The sequence below is a fragment of the Streptomyces sp. NPDC057654 genome (assembly GCF_042800135.1).
Lineage (GTDB): Bacteria > Actinomycetota > Actinomycetes > Streptomycetales > Streptomycetaceae > Streptomyces.
The window spans coordinates 1-11,444 of the sequence record NZ_JBHVHQ010000200.1 but is presented as its reverse complement, the minus strand read 5'-3'; the positions used below and the strand labels follow the sequence as shown (position 1 = coordinate 11,444).

11 protein-coding genes and 1 pseudogene are annotated in these 11,444 nt (G+C 72.8%); 3 read left to right on the top strand and 9 right to left on the bottom strand.

Going from position 1 to position 11,444, the window contains the following annotated elements; translation table 11 throughout:
* Positions 1-58: 58 nt before the first annotated feature.
* The 4 genes from thpD to ectA all read right to left on the bottom strand — a co-directional run bounded on the left by thpD (position 59) and on the right by ectA (position 3,415).
* Entirely contained in the window at positions 59-961 is a 903-nt protein-coding gene (thpD, locus tag ACFU99_RS17365) for an ectoine hydroxylase (RefSeq protein ID WP_384392353.1), read from the bottom strand.
* A 36-nt stretch (positions 962-997) separates the two neighbouring features.
* Positions 998-1,420: an ectoine synthase gene (locus ACFU99_RS17360; protein WP_384392350.1), complete on the bottom strand. Its 423-nt coding sequence runs from the start codon at positions 1,418-1,420 to the stop codon at positions 998-1,000.
* A gap of 75 nt (positions 1,421-1,495) precedes the next feature.
* Positions 1,496-2,764 (bottom strand): diaminobutyrate--2-oxoglutarate transaminase, encoded by a 1,269-nt coding sequence (gene ectB, locus ACFU99_RS17355; RefSeq protein WP_384392347.1) that lies wholly within the window; start codon positions 2,762-2,764, stop codon positions 1,496-1,498.
* Between the two features lie 99 nt (positions 2,765-2,863).
* Complete coding sequence (gene ectA, locus ACFU99_RS17350; RefSeq protein ID WP_384392344.1) at positions 2,864-3,415, bottom strand: diaminobutyrate acetyltransferase; 552 nt, start codon at positions 3,413-3,415, stop codon at positions 2,864-2,866.
* Positions 3,416-3,890: 475 nt separating this feature from the next.
* Here ectA and ACFU99_RS17345 point away from each other — a divergent pair, with 475 nt between their 5' ends.
* Positions 3,891-5,027 carry an amidohydrolase family protein gene (locus tag ACFU99_RS17345; RefSeq protein ID WP_384392341.1) on the top strand — a complete coding sequence of 379 codons (1,137 nt, stop codon included), beginning with the start codon at positions 3,891-3,893 and terminating at the stop codon, positions 5,025-5,027.
* 37 nt (positions 5,028-5,064) lie between these two features.
* Here ACFU99_RS17345 and ACFU99_RS17340 read toward each other — a convergent pair whose 3' ends face one another.
* Positions 5,065-6,087: a bile acid:sodium symporter family protein gene (locus ACFU99_RS17340; protein ID WP_384392338.1), complete on the bottom strand. Its 1,023-nt coding sequence runs from the start codon at positions 6,085-6,087 to the stop codon at positions 5,065-5,067.
* Positions 6,088-6,334: 247 nt separating this feature from the next.
* Between ACFU99_RS17340 and ACFU99_RS17335 the strand changes: the two genes are divergently transcribed.
* Positions 6,335-7,309 (top strand): SCO1860 family LAETG-anchored protein, encoded by a 975-nt coding sequence (locus ACFU99_RS17335; protein WP_384392335.1) that lies wholly within the window; start codon positions 6,335-6,337, stop codon positions 7,307-7,309.
* A 216-nt stretch (positions 7,310-7,525) separates the two neighbouring features.
* Here ACFU99_RS17335 and cobC read toward each other — a convergent pair whose 3' ends face one another.
* From cobC to ACFU99_RS17320, 3 genes are all read right to left on the bottom strand, one after another.
* A complete protein-coding gene (cobC, locus tag ACFU99_RS17330) occupies positions 7,526-8,629 on the bottom strand; it encodes an Rv2231c family pyridoxal phosphate-dependent protein CobC (RefSeq protein WP_384392332.1) in 1,104 nt (367 codons plus the stop codon).
* Complete coding sequence (locus ACFU99_RS17325) at positions 8,622-9,428, bottom strand: sirohydrochlorin chelatase (protein WP_384392329.1); 807 nt, start codon at positions 9,426-9,428, stop codon at positions 8,622-8,624. The genes cobC and ACFU99_RS17325 overlap by 8 nt, the downstream gene beginning before the upstream one ends.
* 64 nt (positions 9,429-9,492) lie before the next feature.
* Complete coding sequence (locus ACFU99_RS17320) at positions 9,493-9,960, bottom strand: cobalamin biosynthesis protein (RefSeq protein ID WP_384392325.1); 468 nt, start codon at positions 9,958-9,960, stop codon at positions 9,493-9,495.
* 143 nt (positions 9,961-10,103) lie between these two features.
* Between ACFU99_RS17320 and ACFU99_RS17315 the strand changes: the two genes are divergently transcribed.
* Positions 10,104-10,829 carry a ZIP family metal transporter gene (locus tag ACFU99_RS17315; protein WP_384392322.1) on the top strand — a complete coding sequence of 242 codons (726 nt, stop codon included), beginning with the start codon at positions 10,104-10,106 and terminating at the stop codon, positions 10,827-10,829.
* Between the two features lie 41 nt (positions 10,830-10,870).
* On the opposite strand, the pseudogene ACFU99_RS17310 reads toward ACFU99_RS17315, so the two are convergent.
* A pseudogene (locus ACFU99_RS17310) lies at positions 10,871-11,444 on the bottom strand (cobyrinic acid a,c-diamide synthase); the annotation flags it as partial.

Sequence of the window (11,444 nt, the reverse complement as noted above, 5' to 3'; positions counted from 1 at the left end):
CCTTTGGCGAGGGCCGCCCACGGGCGCGTCATGCCAGGTGGTGCTACCGCACCGGGTGCTACTTCACGGGCGTGAACGGGGCCCGTGCGCCGATGAAGGACGGGCGGGGGACCGGGGCCGCGAAGGGCTCCACCGCCGGGTTCTCCATGCTGTTGAAGACGATGAAGACGTTGCTGCGCGCGAAGGGCGTGATGTTGTCGCCCGACCCGTGCATGCAGTTGCAGTCGAACCAGGTCGCGGACCCGGCCCGGCCCGTGAAGAGCTTGATGCCGTGCTGCTCGGCGAAGCCGGTCAGGGCCTCGTCCGAGGGGGTGCCGGCGTCCTGCATCTTCAGCGACTGCTTGTAGTTGTCCGTCGGCGTCTCGCCCGAGCAGCCCAGGAACGTCCGGTGCGAGCCCGGCATGATCATGAGGCCGCCGTTGGTGTCGTAGTTCTCGGTCAGCGCGATCGAGACCGACACGGTCCGCATGTTCGCCAGCCCGTCCTCGGCGTGCCAGGTCTCGAAGTCCGAGTGCCAGTAGAAACCACTGGCCCCGAACCCCGGCTTGACGTTGATCCGGGACTGGTGGACGTACACGTCCGAGCCCAGGATCTGCCGGGCGCGATCCACCACCCGTGGATCGCTGACCAGGCCGGCGAACACCTCGCTGAGCCGGTGCACCTCGAACACCGACCGCACCTTCCGCGACTTCGGCTCGACGACCGAGCGCTCGTCGGCCCGTACGGCCGGATCGGCGATCAGCCGGTCGAGTTCGGCGCGGTAGACCCCGACCTCATCGGGGGTGATGAGCTGATCGACGGCGAGGAAGCCGTCCCGCTCGTAGTCCCGCAGGTCAGCCGCAGCTATCGGCCCCGGTGCCCCAGGGTCGGACCACACCACCGGGTCCTGGCGCTGGGTGGTCACCTCGCTCGTGCCACGGGTGGGGTACAGGTCAGTGGTGCGCTCGGGGGCGGTGGTCATGATCTCTCCTCTCTTGGGCCTGCGGGGCTCGCGGTTTCAGCTGCTGACGGTCTCCGGAGTGGGCTCCGGCTCGGTCAGCAGGGGGTAGACGCCGTTCTCGTCGTGGTCCTCACGGCCGGTGACCGGCGGGTTGAAGACGCAGACGCACCGGAAGTCGGTCTTCGGGCGCATGGTGTGCTTCTCGTGCCCGTTGAGCAGGTACATGGTGCCGGGCGTGATGAGGTGCTTCTCGCCGGTCTCGTCATTGGTGAGCTCGGCCTCGCCCTCCACGCACAGCACGGCCTCGATGTGGTTGGCGTACCACATCGACGTCTCGGTGCCCGCGTAGAGCGTGGTCTCGTGGAGCGAGAAGCCCACCCGCTCCTGGGCCAGCACGATGCGCTTGCTCTCCCAGGTGCCGGTCGCCGCCTTGACGTGCCGGTCGGTGCCCTCGATGTCCTTGAAGGATCGGACGATCACGGTGCGATGCTGCCTTTCTCTCGTACGTACATACTGCGCTGGCCGCGCCTGGCGCGCTCACCGCGCGTACTGCGGTCAGGCGGTCTCGTTGACCGCTCGGGCGAGGGTCCGCAGACCCTCGTCCAGCTCTTCGGGGGTGACGGTCAGGGCCGGGAGGAGCTTGATGACCTCGCTCTCCGGGCCGGACGTCTCGATCAGCAGGCCGAGTTCGAAGGCGCGCCGGGCCACCGCCGTGGCGCGCGACTTGTCGGTGAACTCCAGGCCCCAGACCAGGCCGCGGCCGCGGTACTCGGCGCCGAGCCGCACGTGCTCCTCGCAGATCGCGCGGAGCGCCTGCTCGACCTGCTCGCCGCGGGCGAGGGTCTGCTTCTCGGTCTGGCCGTCGGCCCAGTAGGTGTCCAGGGCCGCGGCGGCGGTGACGAAGGACGGGTTGTTGCCGCGGAAGGTGCCGTTGTGCTCGCCCGGCTCCCAGATGTCCAGCTCCGGCTTGAAGAGCGTGAGCGACATCGGCATCCCGTAGCCGCCGATGGACTTCGACAGCGTCACGATGTCCGGGGTGATGCCCGCCTCCTCGAAGGAGAAGAACGCCCCCGTCCGGCCGCAGCCCATCTGGATGTCGTCGACGATGAGCAGCATGTCGCGGCGCTTGCACAGGTCGGCGAGGGCGCGCAGCCACTCGGGGCGGGCGACGTTGATGCCGCCCTCGCCCTGCACCGTCTCGACGATGACGGCGGCGGGGGTGTTCAGACCGGAGCCCTGGTCCTCCAGCAGCCGCTCGAACCACAGGAAGTCGGGGACGCGGCCGTCGAAGTAGTTGTCGAACGGCATCGGGGTGCCGTGCACCAGCGGGATGCCCGCGCCGGCCCGTTTGAAGGCGTTGCCGGTGACCGCGAGCGAGCCGAGCGACATGCCGTGGAAGGCGTTGGTGAACGACACGATCGACTCGCGGCCCTTGACCTTGCGGGCCAGCTTGAGCGCGGCCTCCACGGCGTTGGTGCCCGTCGGGCCGGGGAACATGACCTTGTACGGCAGGTCCCGCGGGCGCAGGATCATGTTCTGGAAGGACTCCAGGAACGCCCGCTTCGCGGTGGTGCCCATGTCCAGGCCGTGCGTGACGCCGTCCCGCGCGATGTAGTCGATCAGCGCGCGCTTGAGCACCGGGTTGTTGTGGCCGTAGTTGAGGGCGCCGGCGCCGGAGAAGAAGTCGAGGTAGGTGTGGCCGTCCTCGTCGTACATGTAGCTGCCCTGGGCACGGTCGAAGACGGCGGGCCAGCTGCGGCAGTAGCTGCGCACCTCCGACTCCAGGGTCTCGAAGACGCTCAGGGCGGGCGGGGTGATGGTCACAGCGTTCTCCTGGGAGACGAATCGCGAGGGGGTGAGTTGAGAAGCGATGGGGGTGTGCCGGGGAGAGGGGGTCGGCCTCGGGCCATGAGGGGGTCTGCCTCAGGCCACGACGATCGGGCCGATGCGGTGCAGCACCTCCGGCTCGTGACCGGCGTCCGGGAACAGCTCGGCGACGAAGAGGTCTTCGCGCTCCAAGCGGGCGCCGTGCCGCTCGGCGAACGAGGCGAACAGCCGGTTGGAGGGGGCGTTGTCGGCCGTGATCGTGGTCTCCAGCTCGTCCACGCCCAGCTCCCGCGCGGTCCGCTCCACCAGTCCGTCCAGCAGCGCGGCGGCGAGCCCCCGGCCGCGGAGCGCGCCGTCGACGGCGATCTGCCAGATGACGAGGGTGCGCGGGCGCTCGGGGCGTATGTAGCCGGTCACGAAGCCGACCGGCTCGCCGCCCTCGGACCGGGCCACCGCCGAGGTGGCGGCGAAGTCGCGGCACCACAGGAGGTAGCTGTACGAGGAGTTGAGATCCAGCACCTCGGAGTCGCGGGCGATGCGCCAGATCGCGGCTCCGTCCTCCAGACATGGAGTGTCGAGCTTCAGCCCCTCCGGCATTTCGAGAAATTCGCAGCGGGCACGTGCAAGGTCTGCTTGTGCGGCGGTCATGCGGATTGAATTTACCGAGCTAAATTCGAAATTGCATCGCGGGTAGGGGTTACGCGGGATGCACATTTATGTTAACGCGCGGGGGCCCGCGAGCGCGCGGCTCGGCCGCGAGATGTTGTGGTTTGTCCGGTATTTTCTGGGCAATACGGGCGTGTTGTGGAGTGTGTCACATCTGCGTAACGGTCTTGAGATTCCCTGGAATTACGCCATCCGGCGTTAGCGGAATCTTGGTGTTTAAGGTCCGGGAAAGCGGGCAGAAGAATGCGGGAAGCTGCGCTTAATAGGATTCTAGGGATGGAATAAATAATTCATCAATAGGGATTGGGGCGCGGATTGCGGGAAGGAGAACGGGGCGAGTCCGCAATCGGCGGGGAAGGAGTCTTCGAGGGGCCGGGCGAGGAGCAGGGCGGCATGCCGGGGAGCGCGTCGCGGGCGCCCTACGCACACGCGTGTTCGGGCTCGTACAGTGCCGTCCATGAGCGATAGCGCGGGGTTGTCGGGGTTTTCAGGGGTGCCGGTGGTGTCGGGGCCGCCGGTGTTGCACGTCAAGGGGCGGGTGCTGGTCGGTGCGGAGGACGTACGCGACGAACTGTGGGTGATCGACGGGCGCATCACGTACGAGCGGCCGCGCGGCGCGCGCGAGACCACCGTCATCGAGGGCTGGACGCTGCCCGGCCTGGTCGACGCCCACTGCCACGTCGGCCTCGACGAGCACGGCCCGGTCGACGCCTCGACCAGCGAGAAGCGGGCGGTGACCGACCGTGACGCGGGCGCGCTGCTGCTGCGCGACGCCGGCTCGCCCTCCGACACCCGCTGGATCGACGACCGGGACGACCTGCCGCGCGTCATCCGCGCGGGCCGCCACATCGCCCGCACCCGCCGCTACATCCGCAACTACGCGCACGAGATCGAGCCGGAGGACCTCGTGGCCTATGTGGCGCGGGAGGCCCGCAACGGCGACGGCTGGGTCAAGCTCGTCGGCGACTGGATCGACCGCGAGACGGGCGACCTGTCGGCCTGCTGGCCGCGCGGCGAGGTCGAGGCAGCCATCGCCGAGGCGCACCGGCTCGGCGCGCGCGTCACCGCGCACTGCTTCGCCGAGGAGACCCTCGCGCCGCTGGTCGAGGCGGGCATCGACTGCGTCGAGCACGCCACCGGGCTGACGGAGGAGACGATCCCGCTGTTCGCGGAGCGCGGCGTCGCGATCGTCCCCACGCTCGTCAACATCGCCCTCTTCCCGAAGCTCGCGGCGGGCGGCGAGCGGAAGTTCCCGCGCTGGGCCGCCCATATGCGGCGGCTGCACGAGCGGCGGTACGACACGGTGCGCGCTGCGTACGACGCGGGGGTGCCCGTGTACGTCGGTACGGACGCGGGCGGCGCGCTGGCCCACGGGCTGGTCGGCCAGGAGGTCGCCGAACTGGTCAAGGCCGGCATCCCGGCGTCCGCCGCGCTGCACGCCACCGCCTGGGGCGCCCGCCAGTGGCTCGGCCGCCCGGGACTGGAGGAGGGCGCCCCGGCCGACCTCGTCGTCTACGGGACGGATCCGCGGGCGGACGTACGGGTGCTGGGGTCGCCGGACCGGGTGGTGCTGCGGGGAAGGGTGATCCGCTGACCTCGCGCCGCACGCCCGTGGGGGCGCGTGCCCCGGGCTACTCCGTCCGGCGGGACGAGCGGCCCATCCAGGCCGCCACCAGCGCTCCCGAGATGTTGTGCCAGACGGAGAAGACCGCCGCCGGCAGCGCGGCCGCCGGGCTGAAGTGGGCGGTGGCCAGCGAGGCGGCGAGGCCGGAGTTCTGCATGCCGACCTCGAAGGCCATCGCCTTGCTGCCGGGCCTGCCGAGCCGGGCCAGCTTGCCGGAGGCGTAGCCGAGGGCGAGACCCAGCCCGTTGTGGAGGATGACGGCGACGAAGACGAGGCCCGCCGCGTCCATGATGAGCTTGGCGCTGCCGGAGACCACCGTCAGCACGATGACGGCGATGGTGACCGCCGAGATCCACGGCAGCACCCGCAGCACCTTGTCGATATAACGACTCGCCACCAGTCGGACCAGCACGCCCAGCAGGACCGGCGCCAGCACCGTCTTGAGGATGTCGGTGACCATCGCGCCCGCGTCGACGTGCAGGAACTGGTCCGCGAGCAGCAGCGTCAGCGGCGGTGTGACGAGCGGTGCGACGAGCGTGGAGACCGTGGCGACCGACACCGACAGGGCCACGTCGCCGCGCGCCAGGTAGGTGACGACGTTCGAGGCCGTGCCGCTCGGCGCGCAGCCGACCAGGATCACCCCGGCGGCGAGCTGCGGCGGCAGGTCGAGCACGGTGGCGATGAGCCAGCCCAGCCCCGGCATGATCACGTAGTGCGCCACCAGCCCGATCGCGACCGCCCAGGGGCGCTTGGCGACGGCGGTGAAGTCCGGCAGCGTCAGGGTGAGCCCCATCGAGAACATCACGACGCCGAGCAGGTACGGGACCGCGGGCGCCCAGCCGGTGAAGGGCGAGGGGAAGGCGAGCCCGAGCGCCCCGGCCGCCACTACGAGCAGCGGGAAGACCGTTACCGCGAGGCGCGCGGCCCGGTCGGCGGCGGGCGAGCCGACCTCGGAGGTGGGGGTGGGGGCGGTTGCGGGGGGAGCCTCGGTGGGCTGATCCGTCTGCTGATCGGTCTGCTCATGTGACACAGAACGGCACTTTAGCGATGACCTGCGTATATCGAACAAGTGGTTCGCATCGTGGACCGGACGGGGTGCGGATGCGCCAGGAGAATCGAATCCAGATGCGGTAACCACCCTTTGGAATGAACTGACGCCAGGTAGCTGCCCGTTCACCCTCGGTGCGTCAAACATGACGGGGTCCAAGCCGTCAGCGCGCGATGTCCCCCATTGGCTGCGCCGACGGCTCCATGCCTCATGTGGGGGTCCCACACGCATGTCCAGCACCGCCAGCTTCCCCTTCGGCCTGCCCGTACGCCGTCTCGCGTCGGTCGCCGTGGCCACCGCGCTCGCCGCCGGACCGGCCGCCCTCTCCGGCGCCGCGCCGGCACACGCCACTGACGGCTCCGCCACTGACGGCTCCGCCGCCGGCGGCGGCAAGGCCGACGCGGTCGTCCTCCGGGCGGGGCTCGACGTCTCGCTGCTCAACAAGACCATCGACGTGCCGCTCTCCGCCTCCCTCAACGAGGTCCACGCGCCCGCCGAGGCCGCCAAGACGGCGCTCAGCGTCACCGTGGACGGCGTCGACCGCGGAAACCCGGTCCATGTGCTCCGCGCCGATGTGGCCACGGCGCGCGCCACGGCGGACCGGCACGCCGCGCGGGGCTACGCCGACCTCGCGCACGCCAAGGTGCACGTGCCGGGCCTGCCGCTGCTCTCTCTCATCGAGATCCAGCAGGTCACGTCCAAGGCCGTGTGCGAGGCGGGCCGCAAGCCGACCGCCTCGTCGAACGTGCTCGGCGACGTGTCGGTGCTCGGCAAGAAGATCACCCTCTCGGCGGCCGGTACGACCAAGGTGGAGGTGCCGGGCGTCGGCGAGGTCCGGCTCGACCTGTCGAAGACCTCGACCACGTCGCGCACCGCGGCGGCCACCGCGCTCGAACTCGGCGTCGAGGTCAACCCGCTCAAGCTCAACGTGGCGGACGTGAAGGGCAGAATCACCCTCGCCCGGGCCACCTGCGAAACCCCCAGGACCGCCGCCACCCCGAGCCCCTCCGCCCCCAGCACCCCGGCGCCCCCGGCCCCCAAGCCCCAGACCGGCTCCGGCCACGCCCCCGCCGACCTCGCCGAAACCGGCGGCAACTCCCTCACCCCGTACCTCGCGGGCGGCGCCGCCCTCCTGGTCGCGGCGGGCGCCGGAACTCTCATCGCCCTCCGCCGCCGGTCCGCCGCCGCGGGGGGACGCGGCTGAGGATGGGGGCACGGGCGCCCGCAGGGGCCGGAGGGGCCTGGGCCCACCGCACCGGGCTGAGGGGTTCGCGCACCGGGAGGTGTCGTCAGCCGGGCTCACCACGCCCGGCGGCACGCCCGGTGCGCGGTTCACCAGCGGCTGGTCCGCCGCTCGGCGGGCCGGCCGGGAGCGAACCCTCGTGGGCGCGGCCCGGCATGGGCCCGGCGCCGCCGCTCCTTACCCCTCGCCCAGCGCCTTGGCCAGCGCCACCGCGAAGCGGTCCGTCGTCGCGCGGTCGCGGACGGCGAGGCGGAGGTGGTCCGGGCCGAGGCCCGGGAAGGTGTCGCCGCGGCGGGCGGCGAAGCCGAGGTCGCGGAGGCGGGAGCGGACGCGGGCGGCGTTCGGGAGGCGGATCAGGAGGAAGGGGCCCGCCGCCGGTTCGTACACGCGCACCTCCTCGAACTCCGCCAGCCGCGCCGCCAGATGGGCCCGGTCGGAGGCGATGCGGTGCGCGGCGTGGCCGGCTTCCGCGAGGGCCGGGGGAGCGCTGCACGCCTCGGCCGCCGCGAGGGCCGGGGTCGAGACCGGCCACAGCGGCTGCGCGCCCGCCAGCGTGGAGATCGTGCCGGGCGCGGCCAGCGCGTAGCCGATGCGCAGCCCCGCGAGGCCCCAGGTCTTGGTGAGGCTGCGCAGCACGACCAGGCCGGGCAGGTCCGTACGCGCCGCCAGGGACTCGCTCTCGCCCGGCACCGCGTCCATGAATGCCTCGTCCACCACCAGGGTCCGCCCCGGCCGGGCGAGCCGGGCGACGGCGTCGGCGGGGTGCAGTACGGACGTGGGGTTGGTGGGGTTGCCGATGACGACCAGATCGGCGTCGGCGGGCACCGCGTCCGGCGCGAGACGGAACCCGTCGCGTTCGTCGAGCACGGCCCGTTCCACGTCGTGGCCCGCGTCCCGCAGCGCCGCCTCCGGTTCCGTGAACTGCGGGTGCACGACGACCGGCCGCCGGGCCGGCACGGCGCGCGCGATGAGGACGAACGCCTCCGCCGCACCCGCCGTCAGCAGCACCCGCTCGGCGGGGATCCCGTGCCGCACCGCCACCGCCTCCCGCGCCGCGCGCCCGTCCGGGTACGCCGCGAGCCCGTCCAGAGAGGCCGCTATCCGCTCCTTGAGCCAGACCGGCGGGGTGCCGGACCGTACGTTCACGGCCAGGTCCGTCAACCCCGCACCGCTGCCCCGCACTTCGGCGTCCCCGTGGTGCCGGAGGTCGTGCGCCGGCGCCGCCCGGCTCCCCGCTGTCGTGCTCCGGTCCGCCGGGCCCCGGTCCGACGTGCTACGCATGAGCGCCCACCGTTTCCTCGTACCGCCCCACGACCAGCCCGATCAGCTCCTCCGCCGGGCCGATCGGCTCCGCCGGGACCACCTCCGCCTCGGGATGGGCCGCCGCCCACCCCTCCGTCTGCATCCGCACCCGGTCCGCCGCCGTTCCGGAGAAGAGCACATACGGCAGCACGACGATCCGCCGCGCCCCCAGCCGCACGCACCGGTCCAGCCCCGACGGCACATCGGGGGCGGCCAGCGACACGAACGCCGTCTCCACGCCCGCGTAGCCCCGCCCCTCCCACAGCAGTCGCGCCGCCCGGTGCACCTCGGCGTTGGCCTCCGCGTCGGCCGAACCCCGGCCCACCAGCAGCACCGTCGTCGCCGCCCGGTCCGACGGTGTGCGGGACGTAGGGGACGTATGGGCAGACCCGTCGCCCAGCGCCTCGTCCAGCCGCCGCTCCAGCACCGCCAGCAGCTCCGGCTCCGGGCCGAGCGGGCGGCCACAGGCGTAGCCGACACCCGGGTACGGGGCCAGCGCCCGCTCCAGCGCGGCCGGTACGCCGCCGGGGCCGCCGACGCCCGGCCCGTCCGAGGCCAGTGCCAGCGGTACGGCCGTGATGTGGCCGGCGCCCTGCCCGACGAGCGCGGCGACCGCCTCGTCGAGCTGCCGGGGCGCGCCCCGCCCGACGAGCGTGCCCGCGACTGCGAGCCCGGGGGCCCGGCCGCTCAACGTCCGTACGACCTCTCCGAACGCCTCGGCCTCCGCCTCGTCGGGGGCGCCGTGTGCGGCGATGAGCAGCGCTGGCGGGGTGGTCACTCGATCTCCTCCGTGCTGAATGCTGTGCTGAATGCCGTGGGGCTCGTACGGCCGACCCCAGACGTTACTTTCGGTCCGGCGCGCCCATGCGGGCAGGTCCGTTCCGCTCGCCGCCCGCGCCCCGCGCGACGGCGCAGGTCACCCTCGCGGGCCCGGCCGCCGGAACCGACTTCCGCTTGCCCACCACGAGCACGCCGCCCGCCCCCGCCGCGAGCAGCGCCGCCGCCTCGGCCACGCTCGGCGTCCCCACAGCCGCGAGCACGGCCCCGGACGGATGCGGCACCTCGACGCGCGCCAGCGCCCCGGCCCCGTACCCGCGCAGCTCGACCCCGAGGTGCGCGGCGGCGGCCACGAGCCCCGCCTCGCCCGTCTTCGTCGCGGCCGTCGCCAGCGCGGCGACCTCCTCGGGGGCGATGCCCGCCTCGGCCAGGACCCGGCCGATCAGATCGAGCACCTCCGCGGCGGCGGCCCCGCTGGACGCGCCCAGCCCGACGAAGACGGTGGGCGCGGGCGCGCGGCCGTGCGGCGTCATGGCGGGCTCCTTCGATGGTGCGCAGGGGATGGAATCGCGTCCGTCGGACATGCGGGGGAGGGCCGGGGTCAGTAAGCAGGGATCAGCGGACAACAGGCGGCGGAGCCGGGAGACGCGGCGGAGCCGAGAGATGAGGTGCACCCGTGCCGGTCGTCATAGCCTTGGGGGCGTTCCTGATGACGCTGCTCGGCGGCTGGACCGCCCAGCGCGTCACCGACCGGCGGCACCTGATACTCGGGCTCGCGGGCGGCCTGATGCTCGGCGTCGTCGGCCTGGACCTGCTCCCCGAGGCGCTGGAGGCCGCCGACCGCGAGGTCTTCGGCGTGCCGGCCGCCCTGCTCTGCTTCGTACTCGGCTTCCTCGCCGCCCACGCCGTGGAACGGCTGCTCGCCGTCCGCAAAGCGGCCCACGGCCTCGACCCCGACGAACGCGTCCCGCAGGTCGGCCTGACCGCCGCCACCGCGATGGTCGGGCACAGCGTCATGGACGGCGTCGCCATCGGCGCGGCCTTCCAGGTGGGCGGCGGGGTGGCGGCGGCCGTGGCGCTCGCCGTGATCGCCCACGACTTCGCCGACGGGTTCAACACGTACACGATCACCAGCCTGTACGGGAACGCGCGGCGGAAGGCCGTCCTGATGCTCTGCGCGGACGCGCTGGCCCCCCTCGTCGGCGCGGCCTCGACGCTCCTGTTCACCCTTCCGGAGCAATTGCTCGGAATCTACCTCGGCTTCTTCGGCGGCGTCCTGCTCTACCTCGCCACCTCGGACATCCTCCCCGAGGCGCACCACGACCATCCGGCGCTGTCCACGCTGGCGTGCACGGCGGCCGGGGTGGGCTTCATCTGGCTGGTCGTCGGCATCGCCGCCTGAAGGCCCGGCACCCGCGCGAACGCGTACGGCCGTCCGTACGGTCACCGACGCGGCCCGTCCCCACCGGTGACACCGGCCGCACCGGCCACGAACCGCCGCGCCGTCCCCGGCGCGCCCGCCCAGTGCACATGCAGGTACGAGGCGTGCACCGAGCCCTGTACGAAGCCCTCGACGCGCCGCTCCGGGTGGGCGATCCCCCACGCCGGGGCCGCGCCCGCGCCCGGCTCGATCACCGTGCGGTGGAACTCGTGCCCGCGCACCCGCCGCCCGGCCGCCGCCAGCGGGTTGTCCGCGACGGCCACCGCCTCGCGGTACCCGAGCGTCAGCCGCTCCGACATCCGCGCGGCGGCGGGCAGCACCCCGCACATCGGCTTCTCGTCCAGCGAGCGCGCCAGATACAGCAGCCCGGCGCACTCGGCGGCGATCGGCGCCCCGGACGCGGCCAGCTCCGCCACGGCCTTGCGCAGCCGCTCGTTCGCCGACAGCTCCGGCGCGTACATCTCGGGGAAACCGCCCCCGATGACCAGCCCTCCCGTGCCCGGCGGCAGCTCCTCGTCCCGCAGCGGGTCGAACGGCACGACCTCGGCCCCGGCGGCGCCGAGCAGCTCGGCGTGC